Annotated in this window: 11 protein-coding genes; 7 read left to right on the top strand and 4 right to left on the bottom strand. The window is 64.7% G+C overall.

Annotation, left to right across the window (positions count from 1 at the left end):
• Positions 1-233 precede the first annotated feature (233 nt).
• Both RGM2987_RS19340 and RGM2987_RS19335 read left to right on the top strand, forming a co-directional pair.
• Complete coding sequence (locus RGM2987_RS19340) at positions 234-13,217, top strand: non-ribosomal peptide synthetase (RefSeq protein WP_245144338.1); 12,984 nt, start codon at positions 234-236, stop codon at positions 13,215-13,217.
• Positions 13,218-13,424: 207 nt separating this feature from the next.
• Positions 13,425-14,231, top strand: a complete 807-nt coding sequence (locus tag RGM2987_RS19335; protein ID WP_245144336.1) for an alpha/beta fold hydrolase — start codon at positions 13,425-13,427, stop codon at positions 14,229-14,231.
• Positions 14,232-14,371: 140 nt separating this feature from the next.
• Here RGM2987_RS19335 and dsbG read toward each other — a convergent pair whose 3' ends face one another.
• From dsbG to dsbD, 3 genes are read right to left on the bottom strand one after another with little or no spacing between them, the layout of a single operon-like run.
• The gene (dsbG, locus tag RGM2987_RS19330) at positions 14,372-15,139 is read right to left on the bottom strand and encodes a thiol:disulfide interchange protein DsbG (protein WP_245144334.1); all 768 of its coding nucleotides are present in this window, start codon (positions 15,137-15,139) and stop codon (positions 14,372-14,374) included.
• Positions 15,115-15,984 (bottom strand): TlpA disulfide reductase family protein, encoded by an 870-nt coding sequence (locus tag RGM2987_RS19325; protein ID WP_245144329.1) that lies wholly within the window; start codon positions 15,982-15,984, stop codon positions 15,115-15,117. The genes dsbG and RGM2987_RS19325 overlap by 25 nt, the downstream gene beginning before the upstream one ends.
• Positions 15,984-17,711 (bottom strand): protein-disulfide reductase DsbD, encoded by a 1,728-nt coding sequence (dsbD, locus tag RGM2987_RS19320; RefSeq protein ID WP_245144326.1) that lies wholly within the window; start codon positions 17,709-17,711, stop codon positions 15,984-15,986. Before dsbD ends, RGM2987_RS19325 begins: the two co-directional genes overlap by 1 nt.
• A gap of 176 nt (positions 17,712-17,887) precedes the next feature.
• On the opposite strand from dsbD, the gene RGM2987_RS19315 reads away from it, so the two are divergent.
• The 4 genes from RGM2987_RS19315 (at position 17,888) to RGM2987_RS19300 (ending at position 21,937) form a co-directional block, all read left to right on the top strand.
• Complete coding sequence (locus tag RGM2987_RS19315; protein WP_245144324.1) at positions 17,888-18,568, top strand: response regulator; 681 nt, start codon at positions 17,888-17,890, stop codon at positions 18,566-18,568.
• Positions 18,565-19,896 (top strand): sensor histidine kinase, encoded by a 1,332-nt coding sequence (locus tag RGM2987_RS19310; protein ID WP_245144321.1) that lies wholly within the window; start codon positions 18,565-18,567, stop codon positions 19,894-19,896. Before RGM2987_RS19315 ends, RGM2987_RS19310 begins: the two co-directional genes overlap by 4 nt.
• Before the next feature lie 321 nt (positions 19,897-20,217).
• The gene (locus RGM2987_RS19305; RefSeq protein WP_245144318.1) at positions 20,218-21,630 is read left to right on the top strand and encodes an aspartate aminotransferase family protein; all 1,413 of its coding nucleotides are present in this window, start codon (positions 20,218-20,220) and stop codon (positions 21,628-21,630) included.
• Positions 21,631-21,712: 82 nt separating this feature from the next.
• On the top strand, positions 21,713-21,937 hold the full coding sequence (locus RGM2987_RS19300) for an MbtH family protein (RefSeq protein ID WP_245144314.1): 225 nt from the start codon (positions 21,713-21,715) through the stop codon (positions 21,935-21,937).
• 133 nt (positions 21,938-22,070) lie between these two features.
• Here RGM2987_RS19300 and RGM2987_RS19295 read toward each other — a convergent pair whose 3' ends face one another.
• The gene (locus tag RGM2987_RS19295; RefSeq protein ID WP_245144312.1) at positions 22,071-22,889 is read right to left on the bottom strand and encodes a pyruvate, water dikinase regulatory protein; all 819 of its coding nucleotides are present in this window, start codon (positions 22,887-22,889) and stop codon (positions 22,071-22,073) included.
• A gap of 176 nt (positions 22,890-23,065) precedes the next feature.
• Here RGM2987_RS19295 and ppsA point away from each other — a divergent pair, with 176 nt between their 5' ends.
• A complete protein-coding gene (gene ppsA / locus RGM2987_RS19290; protein ID WP_245144309.1) occupies positions 23,066-25,441 on the top strand; it encodes a phosphoenolpyruvate synthase in 2,376 nt (791 codons plus the stop codon).
• Positions 25,442-25,499 lie beyond the last annotated feature (58 nt).

Raw genomic sequence — 25,499 nt, 5'->3', positions numbered from 1 at the left:
GGATGTCGGAGCCGTCCTACACATCGAGCGCCAAATTATTCTTAATGATAATTATTGTCAATTGAGAAAAAGAATTATTGATCTGAAAAAAGTCCAGTGCGAGGTCCGCGACCCATTGCCGCGGCGCCGTACCGCCCATGAGCGGGTGCAGGGGCTTGCCGACTAATTATCCGGCGCTGTTATCCGTTCCCATGGGTGACTACATGCAAGCCGAATTTCAGGCAGGAATCCCCATGACCGACGCGTTCGAACTCCCCAGCACCCTGGCTCATGCCCTCCAGCGCCGCGCCGCGTTGACGCCGGACCGGGTGGCCTTGCGCTTCCTCGCCGACACCCCGGAGCAGGGCGTGGTGTTGAGTTATCGCGACCTGGACCTGCGCGCCCGGACCATCGCCGCTGCCTTGCAGGCCGAAGCGGCGCTGGGCGAGCGTGCGGTGCTGCTGTTTCCCAGCGGCCCGGACTACGTCGCAGCGTTCTTCGGCTGCCTGTACGCCGGGGTGATCGCGGTGCCGGCCTACCCGCCGGAATCCGCCCGTCATCATCAGGAGCGGTTGCTGTCGATCATTGCCGACGCCGAGCCGCGCCTGCTGCTCACCAGCAGCGATCTGCGTGAGCCGTTGCAAGCCATCGAATCGGCACCGCCGGTGCTGTGCGTCGACAGCCTCGACCCGGCCCTCGCCGAACAATGGCTGGCGCCGACCCTGCGGGACGATGACATTGCCTTTTTGCAGTACACCTCCGGCTCCACGGCATCGCCCAAAGGCGTGCAGGTCAGCCACGGCAATCTTGTTGCCAACGAGACCCTGATCCGCCACGGCTTCGGCATCGACCTCAATCCAGATGATGTGATCGTCAGCTGGCTGCCGCTGTATCACGACATGGGCCTGATCGGCGGCTTGTTGCAGCCGGTGTTCAGCGGTGTTCCCTGTGTTTTGATGTCGCCGGCGTACTTCCTCGCCCGGCCCCTGCGCTGGCTGGAAGCGATCAGTGAATACGGCGGCACCATCAGCGGCGGGCCGGACTTCGCCTATCGCTTGTGCTGCGAACGGGTCAGCGACTCGGCGTTGCAGCGTCTCGACCTGAGCCGCTGGCGCGTGGCCTATTCGGGCTCCGAGCCGATCCGCCTGGACACCCTGGAACGCTTCGCCGAAAAATTCGCCCCGTGCGGCTTCACCCCGGACAACTTCATGGCCTCCTATGGGCTGGCCGAGGCGACCTTGTTCGTCGCCGGCACGCCCCGGCGCCAGGGCATTCCGTCGCTTCGGGTGGACGACGGGGCGCTGGCACAGAACCGCATTGAGCCAGGGCAGGGCAGTGCGGTGATGAGCTGTGGTATCAGCCAGCCAGGGCACGGGGTGCTGGTCGTCGAGCCCAACACTTTGCAGGCGCTGGCCGACAACCGGGTCGGCGAGGTCTGGGCCTGTGGGCCGAGCATCGCCCATGGCTACTGGCGCAACCCCGAGGCCAGCGCGAAGACCTTCGTCCAGCGCGATGGCCGGACCTGGCTGCGCACCGGTGACCTGGGCTTTATGCGTGATGGCGAGCTGTTCATCACCGGGCGCCTGAAGGACCTGTTGATCGTGCGCGGCCACAACCTCTATCCCCAGGACATCGAGCAAACCATCGAGCGCGAAGTCGAGGTGGTGCGCAAGGGCCGGGTGGCGGCGTTCGCCGTCGACGACGGTGGCGAGGAAGGCATCGGCATTGCCGCGGAAATCAGCCGCAGCGTACAGAAGATCCTGCCGCCCGAAGCCTTGATCAAAACCATTCGCCAAGTCGTCGCCGAAGCCTGTCAGCAGGCCCCGAGCGTGGTCGTGCTGCTCAACCCCGGTGCCTTGCCCAAGACCTCCAGCGGTAAGCTGCAACGCTCGGCCTGCCGTACCCGATTGGCGGATGGCAGCCTCAACAGTTATGCGCTGTTTCCCTCGGCCAATGTTGAAGACGTTCGTGAGACGGGCCCGTCGTCTCAATTGCAATCACTGATCGGCCAGGTCTGGTGTGAAGTGTTGCAGATCCCACAGGTCCAGGCTGACGATCACTTCTTCCTGCTGGGCGGCAACTCAATCGCCGCGACCCAGGTGATTGCACGGTTGGGCGAAACCCTTGGCCGGACGCTGAACCTGCGCCTGTTGTTCGAAGCCCCGGCCCTGGCGGCCTTTACGGCGGTGGTGGCCGCCCAGGAACAGGACGACAGCCCGGCCCAAGGCCCGATCAGCGCCTTGCCGCGCCACGCAGCCCTGCCGCAGTCCCTGGCCCAGAACCGTTTGTGGATCACCTGGCAGCTCGAGCCTGACAGCTGCGCCTACAACATCCCCGGTGCCTTGCAACTGCGCGGCGAATTGGACGAAGACGCACTGCGCAGCAGCTTCCAGCAGTTGATCGAGCGCCACGAATCCCTGCGCACGCGGTTCCTGGAGCGCGACGGGGTGGCGTTGCAGCAGGTCGACCCGGCCGGCGAATTCACCTTGCAGGTGATCGAACTCAACGACGTGCCGGCCGACCAACGCCACGACCGGGCGCGCCAATTGCGTGACGATGAGGCGGTCAGACCGTTCGATCTGGAGAACGGCCCGCTGCTGCGCGTCACCCTGTTGCGCCTCGATGAGGATGACCATCAGTTGTGGGTGACGATGCACCACATCATCGCCGACGGCTGGTCGATGAACGTGCTGGTGGAAGAGTTTGCCCGGCTCTATGCCGCCGCCAGCCAAGGCCAGCGCGCCGAACTGGCGCCGCTGCCGCTGCACTATGCCGACTACGGCAGTTGGCAGCGCCAGTGGCTCGCCCAGGGCGAAGCCGAGCGTCAGCTGGACTACTGGAAACAACAACTGGGCGATGAGCATCCGGCGCTGGCGCTGCACACTGATCATCCGCGCAGTGCACAGCGTCGTCGCAGCGCCAGCCGCCACAGCCTGCGCTTGGAGAAAGGCCTCGGTGACGCTTTGCGGGCATTGGCCAAGGCCCACGACGCGACGCCGTTCATGCTGTTGCTGGCGGCATTGCAGGCCTTGCTACATCGCTACACCGGTCAATCCGACCTGCGCATCGGTGTGCCCAACGCCAACCGCCCGCGCCTGGAAACCCAGGGGCTGATCGGCTTTTTCATCAATACCCAAGTGCTGCGCGGGCAGGTCGAGGCTCGGCAGCCATTTTCCGCCTTGCTGGCCCAGGCCCGGGACGCGACGCTTGGAGCCCAGGCCCATCAGGACCTGCCGTTCGAACAGCTGCTCGAAGCCTTTCCCCAGGCGCGGGAGCAGGGCCTGTTCCAGGTGATGTTCAACCACCAGCAGCGTGACCTGAGCGCCTTGCGACGCCTGCCGGGGCTGTTGGCCGATGAGCTGCCGTGGCACAGCCGCGAAGCCAAGTTCGACCTGCAACTGCACAGTGAAGAAGATCGCAACGGCCGGCTGACCCTGTCGTTCGACTACGCCAATGAGTTGTTCGAGGCGGCGACCATCGCCCGGCTGGCAGAGCATTACTGCAACCTGTTGCGGGCGGTGTGCGCCGATCCGCAGCAAGCCATTGGCGACCTGCCGTTACTGACCGCGCAGGAGCACGCCCAGCAGCAACATTGGGGCGAGTCGCCCTGCGTGCCGGCCAGCCAATGGCTGCCGGAACTGTTGAACGAACAGGCCCGGCGCACGCCGCAACGGACCGCGCTGCTGTGGGACGGCGGTCGCCTGGAGTATGCCGAACTGCACGCCCAGGCCAATCGACTGGCCCATTACCTGCGCGACAAAGGCGTTGGCCCGGATGTGCGGGTGGCGATTGCCGCCGAACGTTCGCCGCAACTGATCATTGGCGTGCTGGCAATCATCAAGGCCGGTGGCGCCTACGTGCCCCTGGATGCCGATTACCCGGCCGAACGCCTGGCCTACATGCTCGGTGACAGCGGCGTCGATCTACTGCTGACACAAACCGCGTTGCTCGGGCGTCTGCCCGCCTGCGAAGGTGTCAGCGTGATCGCTCTGGATGCCCTGCACCTGGAACAATGGCCGAGCAACCCGCCGGGCCTGCACCTGCATGCCGAGCACCTGGCCTATGTGATTTATACCTCCGGCTCCACCGGCCAGCCCAAAGGCGTCGGCAACACTCATGGAGCGCTGGCCGAGCGCCTGCAATGGATGCAGGCCACCTACGGCCTGGATGAAACCGATGTGTTGATGCAAAAGGCCCCGATCAGTTTCGACGTGTCGGTGTGGGAGTGTTTCTGGCCGCTGATCACCGGCAGCCAGTTGGTGCTGGCCGGCCCCGGCGAACACCGGGACCCGCAGCGCATCGCCCAACTGGTCGAGCAGTTCGGCGTGACCACGCTGCACTTTGTACCGCCGCTGCTCAGGCTGTTCATCGACGAACCCTTGAGTGCCCGATGCACCCGCCTGCGCCGGATATTTTCTGGCGGCGAAGCCTTGCCCGCCGAGTTGCGCAACCGCGTGCTGGCGCAACTGCCGGCGGTGCAACTGCACAACCGCTACGGCCCCACCGAAACCGCGATCAACGTCACCCACTGGCACTGCACCGAGGCCGATGGCGAGCGCTCGCCTATCGGCCGGCCGCTGGGCAACGTGCGGTGCTACATCCTCGATAACCACCTCAATCCCGCTCCGGTGGGCGTGCCGGGGGAGCTGTGCATCGGTGGTCTGGGCCTGGCCCGGGGTTACCTCGGTCGCCCGGGCCTGAGTGCCGAACGTTTCGTCGCCGACCCGCTGGGCGCGGCTGGTGCGCGGTTGTACCGGACTGGTGACCGGGCGCGTTGGACCGCCGACGGGGTGATCGAATACCTTGGGCGCCTCGATCAACAGCTCAAGCTGCGCGGTTTTCGGGTCGAGCCGCAGGAAGTCGAAGCGCGGTTGCTGGCGCAGGGCGAGGTGGCCCAGGCGGCGGTGCTGCTGCGCGACACCGCGGCCGGGCCGCAGCTGATCGGCTACTACACCGCGCCGGATTGCCCTGAAGACACCGACGAGATGAACAGTCGACTCAAGGCAGCGTTGGCCGCACAGTTGCCGGACTACATGGTGCCCGCGCAGTTGCTGCGCCTGGAGGCCATGCCCCTGGGGCCGAGTGGCAAACTCGACCGGCGGGCCTTGCCCGAACCGCAATGGCAGGTGCGTGAGCATGTCGAGCCGGCCGGTGCCCTGGAACAGCAGCTCGCCGGGATCTGGCGCGACGTGCTGGGGCTTGCGCGCATCGGCCTGCGGGACGATTTCTTTGCCCTGGGCGGCCATTCGTTGCTGGCGACCCAGATCATCTCTCGTACCCGCCAGGCCTGCGACGTCGAGCTGCCCTTGCGAGCGCTGTTCGAGGCCAGTGAACTGGGCGCCTTTGCCGAGCATGTGCGCTCGATCCAGGCCAGCGGCCAGACCAACCGGCAGCCGCCGATCGAGAAGGTCGACCGCAGCCAAGCGGTGCCGTTGTCGTATTCCCAACAGCGGATGTGGTTCCTCTGGCAGATGGAACCGGACAGCCCGGCCTACAACGTTGGCGGCATGGCACGCTTGCGCGGGGTGCTGGATGTCGGGCGATTCGAGGCGGCGTTGCAGGCGTTGATCCTGCGCCACGAAACCCTGCGCACCACCTTCCCGAGCGTCGACGGCGTGGCCCGCCAACAAGTGCGCGACGAGACGGGCCTGCGCATGGACTGGAAGGATTTCTCCAGGCTGGCCGCCGAGGTTCGCGAACAACGGGTACAGGAACTGGCCGACAGCGAAGCCCATCGGCCGTTCAACCTGAAAACCGGGCCGCTGCTGCGCGCCTGTCTGGTCAAGACGGCCGAACAGGAGCACTACCTGGTGCTGACCTTGCACCACATCGTCACTGAAGGCTGGGCGATGGATATTTTTGCCCGGGAGCTGAGCGCGCTCTACGAAGCCTTTATCGATGATCGCGAATCGCCCCTGGAGCCCCTGCCGGTGCAGTACCTGGACTACAGCGTCTGGCAACGCCAGTGGCTGGAATCCGGTGAGCGCCAGCGCCAGCTCGATTACTGGACCGCACAACTGGGCCGTGAACATCCGCTGCTGGAATTGCCGGCCGACCGTCCGCGTCCGCCGGTGCAAAGCCATCGCGGCGAACTGTTTCGCTTTGACCTTGGTGACGAACTGGCCGCCCGGGTCCGTGCTTTCAACGCGCAGCAGGGCCTGACCCTGTTCATGACCATGACCACCGCCCTGGCTGTGCTGCTCTATCGCTACAGCGGCCAGACTGACCTGCGCATCGGCGCGCCGGTGGCCAACCGTATCCGTCCGGAAAGCGAAGGGCTGATCGGTGCGTTCCTCAACACCCAGGTGCTGCGCTGCCAGCTCGACGGCCAGATGTCGGTGGGCGAGTTGTTCGAGCAGGTACGCCACACCGTGATCGAAGGCCAGTCCCATCAGGACCTGCCCTTCGATCATCTGGTCGAAGCCCTGCAACCGCCACGCAGCGCGGCCTACAACCCATTGTTCCAGGTGATGTGCAACGTCCAGCGTTGGGAATTCCAGCAGAGCCGTACCCTGGCCGGCATGACCGTCGACTACCTGGTCAACGATGCCCGGGCCACCAAGTTCGACCTCAACCTGGAAGTCACCGACCTGGACCAACGCCTGGGTTGCTGCCTGACCTACAGCACCGACCTGTTCGACGAGCCACGCATTGCCCGCATGGCCGCGCACTGGCGCAACCTGCTCGAAGCGCTGCTGGCCGATCCGGCCCGCCGGCTCAGCGAACTGCCGATGCTTGACGCCGGCGAACAGCAGCAGATGCTCGACGGCCTGGGTGCCGAACCGGGCGAGCAACGTCTGGATCAGTGCATCCACCCATTGTTCAGCGCACAGGCCCAGGCCCATCCCGATGCGCCAGCCCTGACTTTTGCCGGGCAGACCCTGACCTACGGCGAGCTGGAGCGTCGCGCCAATCGCCTGGCCTGGATGCTGCGCGAGCGTGGCGTCGGGCCGCAGGTGCGAGTGGGCCTGGCTGTGGAGCGTTCGCTGGAAATGGTCATCGGCCTGCTGGCGATCCTCAAGGCCGGTGGCGCCTACGTGCCGCTGGATCCGGAATATCCGCTGGACCGCCTGCATTACATGATCGAGGACAGCGCACTCGGCCTGCTGCTCAGCGATAGAGCGATGTTCCAGGCATTGGGCCCGCTGCCGGACAGCGTCGGGCGCTGGTGCCTGGAAGACGACGGCGAGGCCTTGGCGCAGTACCCGGACCAGGCCCCGCCGCAGCTTAACCTGCCGCAACACCAGGCCTACCTGATCTACACCTCCGGCTCCACCGGCAAGCCCAAGGGCGTGGTGGTGTCCCACGGTGAAATCGCCATGCACTGCCGGGCGGTGATCCAGCGTTTCGGCATGCGCCCGGACGATTGCGAACTGCATTTCTATTCCATCAACTTCGACGCCGCCACCGAGCGCCTGCTGGTGCCGCTGCTCAGTGGCGCCCAGGTCGTGCTGCGGGCCCAGGGTCAGTGGGACGCCGAGGAAATCTGTGGGCTGATCCGCCAGCACCGAATCAACATTCTTGGTTTCACTCCCAGCTACGGCAGTCAATTGGCGCAGTGGCTGGCCACCCAGGGGCAAACCCTGCCGGTGCGCATGTGCATTACCGGCGGCGAAGCGCTGACCGGCGAACATTTGCAGCGGATCCGCGCCGCGTTCACGCCGAGCCTGTTCTTCAACGCCTATGGTCCCACCGAGACCGTGGTCATGCCGTTGGCAAGCCTGGCGCCGGAGCAACTGGAGGAGGGCGCTGGCAGTGTGCCAATCGGCAGCGTGATCGGCGCACGGCGGGCCTACATTCTTGATGCCGAACTGGCCTTGGTGCCCCAGGGCGCGACCGGCGAGCTGTACGTCGGCGGTGCGGGCCTGGCCCAGGGTTATCACCAGCGTCCGGGCATGACTGCGGAGCGTTTTGTCGCCGACCCGTTCACCGCCGACGGCGGACGGCTGTACCGCACCGGCGACCTGGTGCGCCAGCGCGCCGATGGCCTGGTGGAATACCTGGGACGGATCGACCATCAGGTGAAGATTCGCGGTTTCCGCATCGAACTGGGGGAAATCGAAACCCGCCTGCTGGAGCACGCTACGGTGCGTGAGGCCGTGGTCGTGGCCCACGACACACCGGCGGGCAAGCAACTGGTCGGCTATCTGGTGACCGAGATCGCCGGGCAGGACGCCGAGCAGCAAGCGATCCTGCGCGAAGCCTTGAAGCAGCATCTCAAGGCACAGTTACCGGATTACATGGTGCCCACTCACTTGATCCTGTTGGCGAGCATGCCGCTGACCGCCAATGGCAAGCTCGACCGCCGGGCGCTGCCATTGCCGGATCCTGAACTCAGTCGCCAACACTACGTGGCACCCGGCAATGCCCTTGAGCAGACCCTGGCGAGTATCTGGGGCGAAGTGCTGAACGTCGGCCAGATCGGTCTCAACGACAACTTTTTCGAGCTGGGGGGCGATTCGATCCTGTCGATCCAGGTCGTCAGCCGTGCACGGCAGCAGGGCATTCATTTCACGCCCCGCGATCTGTTCCAACACCAGACCGTGCAGACCCTGGCCGCTATCGCCACCCAGAGCCTGCAGGTCAGTGCCGAGCAGGGGCTATTGACGGGTGAGTCCGCACTGACGCCGATCCAGCATTGGTTCTTCGACCAGCCGATCGCCAACCGGCACCACTGGAACCAGGCGCTGTTGCTGGAACCGGCCAGTGCCTTGGAACCGCAAGCGCTGGAGCAGGCCCTGCACGCGGTCTTCCAGCATCACGATGCCTTGCGCCTGGGCTTTGCCGAAGTCGCCGGGCACTGGCGCGCCGAGTACCGGCCGTCGACCGATGCCACCCTCTTGCAGCAGTTGAGCGTGGACGGCGTCGAGGCCTGTGAAGGTCGGTTCGCCGAGGCCCAGCGCAGCCTGGATCTGTCCAGCGGGCCGCTGCTGCGCGCGGTGCTGGCGCAGTTGCCCGATGGCCGGCAACGGCTGCTGATCGTCATCCATCACCTGGTGGTGGACGGCGTGTCGTGGCGGGTGCTGATGGACGATTTGCAAGCCGTCTACCGGCAGATCAGCGCCGGACAAGCGCCCAGGCTGCCGGCCAAGACCAGCCCGTCGCGGGACTGGGCCGCGCGCTTGCAGGCCTATGCCGGCAGCGAATCCCTGCGCGAGGAACTGGGCTGGTGGCAGGCTCAGTTGAACGGTCCGCAGCTGGCATTGCCGTGTGCGCGACCTGACGGCGCAATGGCAGAGCGGCATGCTGAAACCGTCAGCGTGCGCCTGGACGCCGAGCGTACCCGGCAACTGCTGCAACAGGCGCCGAGCGCCTATCGCACCCAGGTCGACGACCTGCTGCTGACTGCACTGGCCCGTGTGGTGTGCCGCTGGAGCGGGCATGCCTCGGCGCTGGTCCAACTGGAAGGCCATGGTCGTGAAGCGCTGTTCGATGACATCGACCTGACCCGCACCGTGGGCTGGTTCACCAGTGCGTACCCGGTGCGCCTGAGTCCGGCGGGCGAGGACGTTGGCGCTTCGATCAAGGCCATCAAGGAGCAACTGCGCGCCGTGCCGCACAAGGGCCTGGGGTATGGCGTGCTGCGTTATCTCAGCGACGCGCCGACACGCACCGCCATGGCCGGACTGCCGCCGGCCGCGATCACCTTCAACTACCTGGGCCAGCTCGACCAGACCCTGGGCCGCGAAGCGCTGTTCCAGCCACTGAACGCGCCGCTGGGCGCGATCCATGACCCTGATGCGCCGCTGCCCAACGAGCTGAGCGTCGACAGTCAGGTCAGCGGCGGCGAACTGCTGCTGCGCTGGACTTTCAGCCGCGAACGCCACGCCAGGGACACCATCGAGACCCTCGCCGACACCTACCTCGAAGAATTGCAACGGTTGATCGCCCATTGCCTGACGGACGAGGCGGGCGGCTTAACACCGTCGGATTTCCCCCTGGCGAAACTGACCCAGGGCCAGCTCGACAGCCTGCCGGTGCCCGCCGGGCAGATCGAAGACGTCTACCCGCTGACACCGACGCAGGAGGGCATGCTGTTGCACACCCTGCTGGAGCCGGGCACCGGCCTGTACTACATGCAGGACCGCTATCGCATCAACAGCGAACTGGACCCGCAGCGTTTCGCCCAGGCCTGGCAGGCTGTCGTCGCCCGGCACGAAGCCTTGCGCGCCTCGTTCTGCTGGAACGTCGGCGAGGACATGCTGCAAATCATCCACAAACCGGGCAGCACCGCGCTGGACTACCTCGATTGGCGCGAGCTGCCCGAAGACCAGCAGGAACCCCGCCTGCAAGCCTTGCTCAAGAGCGAGCGCGAAGCCGGTTTCGATCTGTTGAACCAGGCGCCGTTTCACTTGCGACTGATCCGGGTCGGCGCGGCGCGCTACTGGTTCATGATGAGCAACCATCACATCCTCATCGATGCGTGGTGCCGTTCGCTGCTGATGGATGACTTCTTCGAGATCTACAGCGCCCTGGATGAGCAGCGTGAGCCGCAACTGGCCGTGCCGCCGCGCTATCGCGACTACATCGGCTGGTTGCAGCACCAGAGCCTGGCAGAGGCCCGGCAATGGTGGAAGCGCAACCTGCAAGGCTTCGAACGGACCACGCCGATCCCCAGCGACCGCCCATTGCTGCGCGAACACGCCGGCGACAGCGGCGGCATGATCGTCGGCGATTGCTACACCCGTCTCGACGCCCGGGACGGTGCGCGCCTGCGGGAGCTGGCCCAGGCTCATCAACTGACGGTCAACACCTTCGCCCAGGCCGCATGGGCCCTGGTGCTGCGCCGAGTCAGCGGTGATCGCGACGTCCTGTTTGGCGTCACCGTGGCCGGGCGACCGGTAGAACTGCCGCAGATGCAGCGCACCGTGGGGTTGTTCATCAACAGTGTCGCGTTGCGGGTGCAGGTGCCCGAGGCTCATCAGCCTTGCAGCGTGCGCCAGTGGCTCAGCGGCTTGCTCGACAGCAACATGCAGTTGCGCGAGTACGAATACCTGCCGCTGGTGAGCATCCAGGAGGCCAGTGAACTGCCCAAGGGCCAGCCGCTGTTCGACAGCCTGTTCGTGTTCGAGAACGCGCCGGTGGAGGTTTCAGTACTGGACCGTGCCCAACGTCTCAACGCGACCTCTGACTCGGGACGCACCCATACCAACTTCCCGCTGACAGCGGTCTGCTATCCGGGGGATGACCTGGGGCTGCACCTTTCCTACGACCAGCGTTACTTCGATGAACCGACTGTCCAGGGCTTGTTGGCGGAGTTCAAGCGCCTGCTGCTGGCGTTGATGGAAGGTTTGCACGGCGATATGGCCGAGCTACCGCTGATTAGCGCCGAGGAGCGGGACTTCCTGGTCGACGGTTGCAACCAGAGCGAGCACGCCTATGCCCTGGAGCGCAGCTACGTCGAGCTGTTCGAGGCCAATGTCGCGGCCCATCCGCAACGCATTGCCGTCACGTGCCTGGACGTCAGCTACAGCTACGCGCAGTTGAACGAACGCAGCAATCGTCTCGGCCATGCCCTGGTCGAGCTGGGCGTGGGGATTGATCAACCGGTGGCGTTGCTGGCCGAACGGGACGCGGAGTTGCCGGGCATGATCATCGGCAGTTTCAAGGCCGGTGCCGGCTACCTGCCGCTGGACCCGGGCCTGCCAGGCCAGCGCCTGAGCCGCATCATCGAACTGAGCCGTACGCCGTTGCTGGTCTGCACCCGGGCCTGTTACGCCCAGGCGCTGGCGCTGCTGGATGAGTTCGCCTGTGCCGGGCGGCCGAAACTGCTGGTGTGGGAAGACGTCCAGACCAGTGAGGTTTCCGCGCAAAACCCCGGCGTCTACAGCGGGCCGGACCACCTGGCCTACGTGATCTACACCTCCGGCTCCACCGGGCTGCCCAAGGGCGTGATGGTGCAACAACGCGGCATGCTCAACAACCAGCTGAGCAAGGTGCCGTACCTGGCGCTGAGCGAGGCCGATGTGATCGCCCAGACCGCGTCCCAGAGTTTCGATATTTCCGTGTGGCAGTTCCTCGCCGCGCCGTTGTTCGGTGCCCGGGTGGACATCGTGCCGAACGCTATCGCGCACGACCCGCAAGGGCTGCTCGAGCACGTGCAGCGCCAGGGCATCACGGTGCTGGAAAGCGTGCCGTCGCTGATCCAGGGCATGCTGGCCCAGGCGCGCATCGGCCTGGATGGCCTGCGCTGGATGCTGCCCACCGGCGAAGCGATGCCGCCGGAACTGGCCCGTCAATGGTTGCTGCGCTATCCGGACATTGGTCTGGTGAACGCCTATGGCCCGGCCGAATGTTCCGACGACGTGGCGTTCTTCCGCGTCGATATGGCCTCGACCCATGGCACTTATCTGCCAATCGGTACGCCGACCGACAACAATCGCCTGTACCTGCTCGACGGCGCGCTGGACCTGGTGCCGCTGGGCGCCGTTGGCGAGCTGTGCGTGGCGGGCACGGGAGTGGGGCGCGGGTATGTCGGCGACCCGCTGCGCACCGCCCCGGTGTTCGTGCCCAATCCCTTTGGCACACCGGGCGAGCGGCTGTATCGCACCGGCGACCTGGCCCGGCGGCGCAGCGACGGCGTGCTGGAATACGTCGGACGCATCGACCATCAGGTAAAGATTCGCGGCTACCGCATCGAGCTGGGAGAAATCGAAGCGCGACTGCACGAACAGCCCGAGGTGCGTGATGGCGCGGTCGGCGTACAGGAGGGCGTCAATGGCAAGTATCTGGTGGGTTACCTGGTCGCCGCCGATTCGGCGCTGAACCCGGCTGAACGCCTGGAGCGTATCAAGCAGCGCCTGCGCGCCGAGTTGCCGGAGTACATGGTGCCGCTGCATTGGCTGTGGCTCGAGCGCCTGCCCCTCAACGCCAACGGCAAGCTCGACCGCAAGGCCCTGCCGGCCCTGGAGATCGGCCAGTTGCAAAGCCAGGACTACCAGGCCCCCGGCAATGCCCTGGAGCAGACCCTGGCCGACATCTGGGCCCAGGTGCTGAACGTGGAACGGGTAGGCGTACGGGACAACTTCTTCGAACTGGGCGGTCATTCGTTGCTGGCGACGCAGATCGCCTCACGGGTGCAAAAGGCCCTGCAACGCAACGTGCCGCTGCGCGCGATGTTCGAGTGCAGCACGGTGCAGGAACTGGCGGCCTACATCGATGGGTTGGCGGCCAGTGAAATCACTGGGGAGAAGGTGGATCGGCTGAATGATCTGATGGCGGAGTTGGAAAACCTGTAATTCCGGAGGCGTTTGTAAGGGCCTCTTCGCGAGCAAGCCCGCTCCCACAGTGGAGCGGGTTTCTTCAGAAGGAATGGGGTCCACTGTGGGAGCGGGCTTGCTCGCGAAGGCGTCATTACTGACACATAAAGACCCAAGGTTGACGCCTGGCCCGGCACGGCTCAGTCTCCCCAGGCATTTTTCCACTTTCGAACAAGGAGGTCACTGATGCCCACCGCAATGATCGATGGACAACCCCTTTACTACCTGGACCAAGGCCAGGGCCCGGTGGTGTTGCTGGGCGGCAGCTATCTATGGGACCACGCCATGTGGGCGCCGCAGATCGAGGTGTTGTCGAGGGAATACCGGGTGATCGCTCCGGACCTGTGGGGCCACGGCCAGTCCGGGCAGATGCCGCAGGGCATGAGTTCGCTGAACGACCTGGCCCGCCAGATGATGGAGCTGCTCGATTATCTGAGCATCGACTGCTTCCACCTGGTGGGGCTTTCGGTCGGCGGGATGTGGGGGACGCGGCTGGCGCTGGCGGCGCCCACGCGGATCCAGTCGCTGGTGCTGATGGACACTTACGTGGGCGTCGAGCCGGAGCAGACCCGTCAGTATTACTTCTCGTTGTTCGACAAGATCCAAGACAGCGGCAGCATCCCCGAGCCGTTGCTGGACATCATCGTGCCGATCTTCTTCCGGCCGGGCATCGATCCACAGTCGGCGCTGTACCAACAGTTCCGCGCCACGCTGGCCGCGCTGCCGGCGGATCGCCTGCGCAACAGCATCGTGCCGCTGGGGCGGATCATTTTCGGCCGCGACGACATGCGCGGGCGCCTGCATGAGCTCAACGCCCAGCGCACCCTGGTGATGTGCGGCGACCAGGACAAACCCCGGCCACCGTCCGAGGCGCTGGAAATGGCCGAAATGATCGGCTGCCTGCATGTGCTGGTCCCGGAGGCGGGGCACATTTGCAACCTGGAGAATCCGGAATTCGTGACCGAGGCGTTGCTGAAGGTCCTGCGTAGCTGATCCACCGCATCGTCGGATCGCCGCCCGGAGCAGGCTCGCTCCCACATTTGATCTGTGGTTAACGCCGGTCGTGAGGCTGCCACAAGTCCCCTGTGGGAGCGAGCCTGCTCGCGATAGCGGCGCTACGGTCCCGGATGGAATTACTTCGGCCCGAGAATCTTCACCAGTTTGTCCGGTGACGGTGCGCCTTGCTGTTGTTGCAGTTCACCTTTGTCATCCAGGTAGAAAATCGCCGGGGTGGCGGACAATTCCAGTTCGTCCATCAACTGCTGGTTGGCGTCGAGTTTCGCCTGGATGGTCGGCGGGATGTCCTTGAGTGGCTTCAAGGCGCTGCCTTTGCCGGCCTTTTCGTGGGTCTCCAGGGCTTTCTCCGGATCCTTGGCTGCGAGCAATGCGGCGGATTTCCCCGGGCTGTCTTCGCGGATAATGCCCACCATGATGTGCCGCAGTTGCACCTTCCCGGCGGTGACCCAGGGCCGTGCCTGCTCCCAGAACATATTGCAGTAGGGACAATTCGGATCACTGAACAGGTACACCGTGCGCGGTGCGTCCTTGTTGCCATCGGCGATCCAGTTGCTCTTCTCCATCTTCGCCCAGATTTGCTTGGCCATCGGTGCATACACCAGTTTTTGCAGCGGCTCGGCGCTCAGGTCCTTGCCATCGGCGTCGTACAGGTTTCCCAGAAGGACATGCTGACCATCCGCCGTCAGGTACAGGGTCATGCCGCGGTTCTGGTATTGCGCCGCATAGCCTCGCAAGCCGCCGGGTGCCTCGAAACTGCCAATGATTTTCGCGCCCTTGGCTTCGATCTTCTTGATGGCCGCAGGCAGCTCTTCGGCCTGGAGCAGCGGAGCCTGCGCCAGTGCGGCGGCAACGGCCAGGGTCAGCAGGTGGCGGAGGCGGGGCATGGGGATTTCCTTATGGCGGAGTGGGGGGCTGCGGTCGAACCCGGCGTATCGAAGTTTTCCAGGGCGCGGGCCAGGCTCGCCTCTGACAATTCGCCCAGATGGCTGCCCAGCAGGCGGCCATCGGCGCTGTAGAACAGGGTAGTCGGCAGGGCCATGGAACCGACCGCCTGGCCGAGACGACCGCTGCCGTCGAACAGCACATTGGTCAGGCTCAGGCCCTGGGTGGCGAGGTAGGTGCTGACGCTTTGCATGCTTTCGGCCTGGTTGACGAACAGGAAGGTCAGGTCCGGCCGCTGCTGCTGCGCGGCTTCCAGCACCGGCATTTCCCGCCGGCAGGGCGGGCACCAGGTGGCCCAGAGGTTGATCACCAGGGGCCCGCCTTGGTAGTCGGTGAGCTTCACCGTCGCGCCGTCGGCGGTGCGCAGGTTGATCTCCGGTAGCCGCGTGCCTTGCTCGTAAATGTTCAACGACAGGGTCGCCACCAGCCAGAACAGCAGACCGCAGCCAACGCCAAAGCCCATCGGCCGGCGCAAGGCCGGCCGGCGTCGGGCCCACAGCAACGCCGCAAGCACCAGCACGACGATGCCGGGCCAGGCGAGGAAGCCGCCATCGCGCAGGTCGACGATCTGCCACAGGTCGTCCTGGTAATGCCGCCAGTAGGCCGCGACGAAGCCGATTCGCGCGGCCAGGAGCCCCAGCAGGAACAGCACGAACAGCACCGACTCAGGATTCTCGCCGCCGCGCTTGGCCACCCGCCAGCCAACGAATGTTGCCAGCGCCAGGGCACTGATCAGCAGCAGGTGATTAAGGGCGATGGCGAAGGTGCCCAGGGTAAACGTCAGCATCAGCGCGCGTCCCGGGTGCGGTTCCAGCGCTCGAGGAACTCCTTGGCGTTGACCTCGCCGGTGATCCGCTGGCTGCGACGCTCCTGGCCATCGACACCGATCCATAACAGGCTGGGTGGCCCCGGCACTTGGTAACGGCTGAGCAATTCACGGCTGGCGGGGTTGTCGGCGGTCACGTCCAGGCGCAGCAGGCGCACGCCTTCGAGGGCGTCCAGCACTTCGGCGCGGCCGAATACCTGTTTTTCCATGATCTTGCAGGACACGCACCAGTCGGCGTAGTAATCCACCAGCACCCACTGGCCCTGGGCCTTGGCCGCGTCCAGTTCCCGTTGCAGCACGGCGGGCTCGCTGATCGTGGTGAACGCGTCGTGGGCGCTGACGGTCGCGCCGCCCTGGCCTCCGGTGTAGACCTTCAGCGGCTGGAACAGATCATCGCTGCCACCGGCGGCGCCCACCACCAACACGCTGCCCCACAGGCCGAACAGCAGCGATGCGCTGCCGCAGGTGTAGGCCATGCGCCCGAATCCTTCGGTCTGGCGCCAGGCGCTGTAGGCGCCGATCAGCAACAGCACGCCCCACAGCCCGACCCACAGCGAGCCGTCGATCACCGGACGAATCATCAACAGTGCGGTGCCTAGGAACAGGAAACCGAACACACCCTTGACCAGGTCCATCCAGGCGCCGGGCTTGGGCAGGAAACGGTTGCCCACGGTGACCAGCAACAACAGCGGCAGACCGATGCCGATGCCCATGGCGAACAGGATCAGCCCGCCATGCAGCGCGTTGCCGCTCTGGGCGATGTACAGCAGCGCGCCGGCCAGCGGCGCGGTCATGCATGGGCCGACCAACAGCCCGGACAGCGCGCCGAGAATCCCCGCGCCCACCAGACTGCCGCCGCGCCGCCGGCGCCCGGCGTTCTCCAGGCGGTCGCGCAGGGCGGCCGGCAATTGCAATTCAAAGAAACCGAACATGGGCAGCGCCAGCACCACGAACACTGCCGCGAAGGCACCCAGCAGCCAGGGTTGTTGCAGCAGTGCCTGCAAATTGGCCCCCAGCAGCGCGGCAAGCACCCCCAGGGCGGCATACACCAGGGCCATGCTGGTCACGTAACTGCCGGCCAGCGCCAGGCCACGCCGGGGCCCGGCGCCGCTGCCCACCACCAGCCCGGCCAGGATCGGCAACATGGGCAGGGAGCAGGGTGTGAACGCCAGCAGCAGGCCGAGGCCGAAGAACACCAGCAGACTCCAGCCCAGCGCCCGTTGTTGCAGGCCGCTGGCCAGGGCCTGGTCCGGCGCTTCGCCGCTGGCAACGGGAGAGGCATTGCCACCGAGGTCGACCAGCTGGGTTTGGGGTGGATAACACAGGCCCGCGTCGGCACAGCCCTGGAAGCCGACCTTGATCTTGCCGGTGGCGCCGGCCGGGATCTTCAGCTCCAGCGCCTGGCGATAGACTTGCTGGTCGCCAAAAAACTCGTCGCTGTGGGCCTCGCCCTCCGGCAACCTTGGTTTCTGTCCCTCGGCGAGACCGTCAAACTTGAGGCGCTGTTGGTACAGGTAATAACCGTCGGCAATCTGCCAGAACAACTGGGTTTCACCGGAATCCAGGCGTTCGGAGGTGAACACGAAGGCCTTTTCCACCGGCAGGAATTCGGGTTTGGTCTCGAAGGGATTGGCGGCCTGGGCCAGGCCCGACAACAGCAGCAGGCACAGCAAAAACAATCGACGCATGGATAAAGCCTTAGAACGAAGCAAGTGGAAAGCACGATGGCGGCTGGCGATTAACCGTCGATTAACCCCGGCGGCAACCGCCAGGCAGCAATGATCGCCCCTATTGGCCGTACTCGTCGCATAATGTCGGCTTAATCGGCCGGCGGCCTAATGTACCTTTTTCCACGGGGCTTACCATGCGCGTACTGGTCTGCGAAGACGATGAGTTGATTGCCAGCGGGATCGTCGCCGGGTTGACGGCGCAAGGCCTGACCGTCGAGCACGTGGCCACGGCCTCGGCGGCGCGGGCCATGGTCGGCGTGGCCGAGTTCGACGTCATGGTCCTGGACCTGGGGCTGCCCGACGAGGACGGCCTCAAGCTGCTTCGGCAGTTGCGCCAGCAGGGGCTGGAGATTCCGGTACTGATCCTCACCGCCCGGGATTCGGTGACCGACCGGGTCGACGGCTTGCAGGCCGGCGCCGACGACTATCTGCTCAAGCCCTTTGACCTGCGTGAACTGGCGGCGCGCCTGCACACCTTGTTGCGGCGCGTGGCGGGGCGCAGCGTCAATCTGATCGAGCACGGTCGGCTGACCTACGACCCCAGCAGCCGCGAAACCACCCTGGGCGGCCAGCCGGTGGACCTGTCCCGACGCGAGCAATCGCTGTTGCAGGCACTGCTCCACAGCCGCGGCCGGGTGCTGTCTACTGAACAGCTCAAGGACAGCGTCTACGGGTTCAATGACGAACTGGAAAGCAACGCCCTGAACGTGCACATCCATCACCTGCGGCGCAAGCTGGGTAACGGAATCGTCGAGACCGTGCGTGGCCTGGGTTATCGCCTGGGGCCGGCCGACGGTGGGGAATCTTCCAAGTGATGAGCCTGCGACTGCGCCTGAGCCTGACCCTCGGCGCCGCCTTCGCCCTGATCTGGGCGCTGGCCGCGGCGTGGATGCTCAGCGATCTGCGCAACCAGATGATGTTCTCCCTCGACCAGCGCCTGGTGGCCTCGGCGCGGATGGTCGCCGGGCTGCTGGAGCAGATGCCGCCGTTGCCGAGCAAGGGCGAAGGCACGCATTTCAGCGCTGAGCAGTTGAGCATTCCCGGCGGCATGGCCTGTCAGGTCAGTTCCTTGCGTGGGGAAATCCTCGCCCGCAGCCATGGCACGCCGGAGCAACCGCTGGAAGCCGAGAAAATGGGCTTTCGCGACCAGATGATCGATGGCGCGCCGTGGCGCAGTTTCACCCTGGCCCGGGGGGATTTGCGCATTACCACTGCCGACCGGCAGATCGAGCGTGAAGCCTTGAACTTGTCGGTGCTGCTGGCGGCCTCGGTGCCGGTGGGCGTGGCGCTGCTTGGTTGCCTGTGCCTGTTGTGGCTGGGCATCGGCCAGGGCCTGGCGCCGCTCAATCGGATGCGCGATGCGCTGATGCGGCGCAATGCCGACTCTCTCGAGCCTTTGCAGATTCATCCGCTGCCCAGTGAATTGCGGCCGTTGCTGGAAACCCAGAATCAGTTGTTTCAACGCATCGGCAAGACCATCGAGCGCGAACGCCGCCTGACCGGTGATGCCGCCCACGAACTGCGCAGCCCGCTGACGGCGATCAAGACCCACCTGCAGGTGGCGCGCATGACCGAGGGCGCCGCCCGCGACCAGTCCCTGGCCCGGGCCGAGGAGGGCGCCGACCGTCTTCACCGTACCCTTGAGCAGTTGTTGTTGCTGGCGCGGGTCGAAGGCAGCCTGTCGTTCGACGATGGCGTGCAGTGCAACGCCGAGCAGGTCGCACGGCTGGCGATCCAGGATGCCGCCAGCGGCGATTCGCGGCGGATCAGCTTGCAGGTCTCGCCAGGGCTGTCCGACGCACCGGTGCAGATGCCGGCGGTGCTCGCCATCGCCGCGGTGCGTAACCTGCTGGATAACGCACTGCGCCATACCCCAGGCGATACCGAGGTGGAACTGAACCTGGAAATGATCGGCCAGCGAGTGCGTTTCCAGGTCCGTGACCATGGCCCGGGCATTGCCGCCGACGATCTCCAGCACCTGACCCAGCGCTTCTGGCGCAGCGGCCAGAGCACCGGCTGCGGGTTGGGGCTCGCGATCGTCCAGGCCATCGTCCAGCGCTGCGGCTGCGGGCTGCATTTCGACAGTCGTCCGGATGGCTTGCGAGTTGAGTTGACGGTACCGGTGCAATCGCTGCCCGGCTAATCCCGGAACCCCGATTTTTCTCCTGCTTGCTTATGCCCGGCTGCGATCAAATGTGGCGAGGGAGCTTGCTCCCGCTGGGCTGCGCAGCAGCCCCCTGCCAGGGAGCACGGTAGGTCTGACCCATCGGGGGCGCTGGTTTGGGCCCGCTGCGCGGTCCAGCGGGAGCAAGCTCCCTCGCCACAGCGTTCCATCTTGGCGCCGGGGGCCATGCACTTGGTAGTATCCCTGCCAGGGAAAGTTCGACCCGGGGGTAAATCCCTTCTTCGCTGGTGCGTTTCCCCAACAGGAAACCTGCACATGTGTGCACAGCGAGGTCCAGAGATGTCAGTCGCCAACAGCCTTATCGAAGCACAGCCGACGCGGGTCAACCCTGCGCCGGCCGAGACGCTGTATCAGTTCAACGAAACGCCGCTGCTGGCCCGCCAGAACCGCCAGGAGTCCAATGCCCGCAGTTATCCGCGGCGTATTCCGCTGGCGCTCAAGCGGGCCCGGGGGATCCATGTCGAGGACGTTGAAGGTCGCACTTTCATCGACTGCCTGGCCGGTGCTGGCACCCTGGCCCTGGGGCACAACCACCCGGTGGTGATCGAGGCGGTCCGTCAGGTGCTGGACGACGAGTTACCGCTGCACACCCTGGACCTGACCACCCCGGTCAAGGACCGCTTCGTCCAGGACCTGTTCGGCCTGTTGCCGCCAGCGTTGGCTGGCGAGGCGAAGATCCAGTTCTGCGGCCCCACCGGCACCGACGCGGTGGAAGCGGCCCTCAAACTGGTGCGCACCGCCACCGGGCGCAGCACCGTGCTGTCGTTCCAGGGCGGTTATCACGGTATGAGCCAGGGTGCGTTGAGCCTGATGGGCAGCCTCGGGCCGAAGAAACCCCTGGGCGCCCTGCTCGGCAATGGCGTGCAATTCATGCCATACCCCTATGACTATCGTTGCCCGTTCGGGCTGGGTGGCAGCGCAGGGGTGAAAGCCAATCTGCATTACCTGGAAAACCTGCTGAACGACCCCGAGGCCGGGGTGCTGTTGCCGGCGGCGGTGATTGTCGAGGTGGTGCAAGGCGAGGGTGGGGTGATTCCCGCCGATCTTGAGTGGCTGCGCGGCTTGCGGCGAATCACCGAGCTGGCGGGCGTGGCGCTGATCGTCGACGAGATCCAGAGCGGCTTCGGCCGCACCGGCAAAATGTTCGCCTTCGAGCATGCCGGGATCATCCCCGACGTGGTCGTGCTGTCCAAGGCTATCGGCGGCAGCCTGCCGCTGGCGGTGGTGGTGTACCGCGATTGGCTCGACACCTGGCTGCCGGGCGCCCATGCCGGGACTTTTCGCGGTAACCAGATGGCCATGGCCGCCGGTTCTGCCGTGATGCGTTACCTGGTGGAGCACAACCTGCCGGCCCATGCCGCCGCCATGGGCGAGCGCTTGAGTGAGCATTTGCACATTCTGCAGCGCGAATTCCCGCAACTGGGGGACATCCGTGGTCGCGGGCTGATGCTCGGCGTTGAACTGGTGGACCCGCAAGGTAAGCCGGACGCCCTCGGCCATCCCCCGGTGGATCCACGCCTGGCGCCGCGGCTACAGCGCGAATGCCTCAAGCGCGGGCTGATCCTGGAGTTGGGCGGCCGCCAGGGCGCCGTGGTGCGTTTCCTGCCGCCGTTGGTCATCACGGCGGCGGAAATCGACCGGGTCGCGGAAATTTTCGGCCGAGCGTTGAAGGCCGCCGTGGCTGACGCCTAATTTTCCACCGGCCTGGTACGTTCCTTACATAACCCGGCTGCGCATACACCGCAGAATCTCGAACAAAGATGGAGAGACACCCATGACTTCAGTATTCGACCGCGAGGACATCGTCTTTCAGGTCGTGGTCAACCACGAAGAGCAATATTCGATCTGGCCCGACTACAAGGCCGTTCCCGAAGGCTGGCGTACGGTCGGCAAAAGCGGGTTCAAGAAAGAATGCCTGGCCTACATCGAAGAGGTCTGGACCGACATGCGGCCCTTGAGCCTGCGCAAGAAAATGGAAGAGCAGGCGGCAGGTCACTGAATGCAGGATTTGTGAAGAACTTTTGTGGGAGCGGGCTTGCTCGCGAATGCGGAGTGTCAGCCAGCACAAATCCTGCTGACCCACCGCCTTCGCGAGCAAGCCCGCTCCCACAGGTTGCGTGTTATTTGTCAGGTTACTTGAACCGCCGCTCCACCCCTTTCTCCACCAGGATCTTCGCCGAAATCTCTTCCACCGAGAAATGCGTGGAATTGATATGGGGAATGTTCTCCCGCCGGAACAGGTTTTCCACTTCACGCACTTCGAATTCGCACTGGGCGTAGCTCGAATAGCGGCTATTGGGCTTGCGCTCGTTGCGGATCGCCGTGAGGCGGTCCGGGTCGATGGTCAGGCCGAACAGCTTGTGCTGATGGGCGCGCAGGGCGCTGGGTAGTTGCAGGCGCTCCATGTCTTCTTCGGTCAGCGGGTAGTTGGCCGCGCGGATACCGAACTGCATCGCCATGTACAGGCACGTCGGCGTCTTACCGCAGCGCGACACGCCCACCAGGATCAGGTCGGCCTTGTCATAATAATGTGTTCGAGCACCGTCATCGTTGTCCAGAGCGAAGTTGACCGCCTCGATCCGCTCCATGTAGTTGGAGTTGTGCCCGATGGAATGGGACTTGCCGACCGAGTACGAGGAGTGCTCGCTCAGTTCCTGCTCCAGGGGCGCGAGGAAGGTAGAAAAAATGTCGATCATGAAACCATTGGACGTTGCGAGAATCTCACGGATGTCCTGATTGACGATGGTGTCGAAGATAATCGGGCGGAAACCGTCGGTTTCGGCGGCTTTATTGATTTGCTGTACCATGGCCCGCGCCTTGTCGACGTTGTCGATGTACGGGCGTGTCAACTTGGTGAAGGTAATGTTCTCGAATTGCGCCAACAGGCTTTGACCTAGCGTTTCGGCCGTGATGCCGGTGCCGTCGGAGATAAAGAAAGCAGATCGTTTCATTTGCGCCTGGGCCTTAAGCTAACAACGATTCTTGGATATGATAGGCGCGATTTGCCGGCCGCCAATGGCCCGCATTCTCACTTATTTTCCAGGTCCAGGCCATATCGCCGGCATTCGCTCCCCTGGAGCGCTCCGGTGCCTTGAGCTTTTCCAACACAGTTAGTGGAGAGATCACCTTGGTAGAGTACGTAGTTTCCCTCGATAAGCTCGGCGTCCATGATGTGGAGCATGTGGGGGGCAAGAACGCATCCCTGGGCGAGATGATCAGTAACCTCGCCGGTGCCGGCGTATCGGTACCAGGTGGCTTCGCCACGACAGCTCAGGCTTATCGTGACTTCCTGGAATTGAGCGGCCTGAACCAACAGATCCATGATGCGCTCGACGCCCTGGACGTGGATGACGTCAATGCCCTGGCCAAGACCGGTGCCCAGATCCGCCAATGGATCATGGAAGCCGAGTTCCCCGAGCAACTGAACGCCGAAATCCGCACGGCCTTCGCCAAGCTGTCCGAAGGCAACCCTGATGTTGCCGTCGCCGTACGCTCCTCGGCCACCGCCGAAGACCTGCCGGACGCTTCCTTTGCCGGCCAGCAGGAAACCTTCCTGAACATCCGCGGTGTGGAAAACGTCATCCGCGCCGCCAAGGAAGTCTTCGCCTCCCTTTTCAACGACCGTGCCATTTCCTACCGCGTGCACCAGGGCTTCGACCACAAGCTGGTGGCCCTGTCGGCAGGTGTGCAGCGCATGGTCCGCTCCGAAACCGGCACCGCCGGCGTGATGTTCACCCTCGACACCGAGTCGGGCTTCCGTGACGTGGTGTTCATCACCGGCGCCTACGGCCTGGGTGAAACCGTCGTGCAAGGCGCGGTGAACCCGGATGAGTTCTACGTCCATAAAGGCACGCTGGAGGCCGGTCGCCCGGCGATCCTGCGCCGCAACCTGGGCAGCAAGGCCATCAAGATGATCTACGGCGACGAAGCCAAGGCCGGTCGTTCGGTGAAAACCGTCGATGTGGACAAGGCCGAGCGCGCCCGTTTCTGCCTGACCGACGCCGAAGTCAGCGAGCTGGCGAAGCAGGCGATGATCATCGAGAAACACTACAAGTGCCCGATGGACATCGAGTGGGCCAAGGACGGTGACGACGGCAAGCTGTACATCGTGCAGGCCCGTCCGGAAACCGTGAAGAGCCGCACCCAGGCCAACGTCATGGAGCGCTACCTGCTCAAGGAAACCGGCACCGTGCTGGTGGAAGGCCGCGCCATCGGCCAGCGCATCGGCGCCGGCAAGGTGCGGATCATCAAGGACGTCTCGGAGATGGACAAGGTCCAGGCCGGTGACGTACTGGTCTCCGACATGACCGACCCGGACTGGGAACCGGTCATGAAACGCGCCAGCGCCATCGTCACCAACCGTGGCGGGCGGACCTGCCACGCGGCGATCATCGCCCGTGAACTGGGGATCCCGGCGGTGGTGGGCTGCGGCAACGCCACCCAACTGCTCAAGGATGGCCAGGGCGTGACCGTGTCCTGCGCCGAAGGCGATACCGGCTACATCTTCGAAGGCGAGCTGGGCTTCGACATCAAGAAAAACTCCGTGGACGCCATGCCGGAGCTGCCGTTCAAGATCATGATGAACGTCGGCAACCCGGATCGCGCCTTCGACTTCGCGCAGTTGCCGAACGCCGGCGTGGGCCTGGCCCGCCTGGAGTTCATCATCAACCGCATGATCGGCGTGCACCCCAAGGCGCTGCTGAACTACGACGGCCTGCCGCCTGAGATCAAGGACAGCGTCGACAAGCGCATCGCCGGTTACGACGATCCAGTCGGGTTCTACGTCGAGAAACTGGTGGAAGGCATCAGTACCCTTGCGGCGGCCTTCTACCCGAAAAAGGTCATCGTGCGCCTGTCGGACTTCAAGTCCAACGAATACGCGAACCTGATCGGCGGCAAGCTCTACGAGCCGGAAGAAGAAAACCCGATGCTGGGCTTCCGCGGCGCCTCGCGTTACATCAGCGAATCGTTCCGTGACTGCTTCGAGCTCGAATGCCGCGCCCTCAAGCGCGTGCGCAACGAGATGGGCCTGACCAACGTCGAAATCATGGTGCCGTTCGTCCGCACCCTGGGCGAAGCGAGCCAAGTGGTCGACCTGCTGGCGGAAAACGGCCTGGCCCGTGGCGACAACGGTCTGCGCGTGATCATGATGTGCGAGCTGCCGTCCAACGCGATCCTGGCCGAAGAATTCCTCGAGTTCTTCGACGGTTTCTCCATCGGCTCCAACGACCTGACCCAGCTGACCCTGGGCCTGGACCGCGACTCCGGGATCATTGCGCACCTGTTCGACGAGCGGAACCCGGCGGTCAAGAAACTGCTGGCCAATGCCATTGCCGCCTGTAACAAGGCCGGCAAGTACATCGGCATCTGCGGCCAGGGCCCTTCGGACCACCCGGACCTGGCCAAGTGGCTGATGGAACAGGGCATCGAAAGCGTTTCGTTGAACCCGGACTCGGTGCTGGAGACCTGGTTCTTCCTGGCTGAGGGGCAAGGCGCGGCCTGATTGAGTGGAGGGACCCTTGTGGGAGCGGGCTTGCTCGCGAAGGCGGTAGAGCAGACAG

The sequence above is a fragment of the Pseudomonas sp. RGM2987 genome (genome assembly GCF_022952855.1).
In the GTDB taxonomy this organism is placed as follows: domain Bacteria; phylum Pseudomonadota; class Gammaproteobacteria; order Pseudomonadales; family Pseudomonadaceae; genus Aquipseudomonas.
The sequence above is the reverse complement of the archived record's forward strand: the minus strand, read 5'-3'. Positions and strand labels throughout refer to the sequence as shown.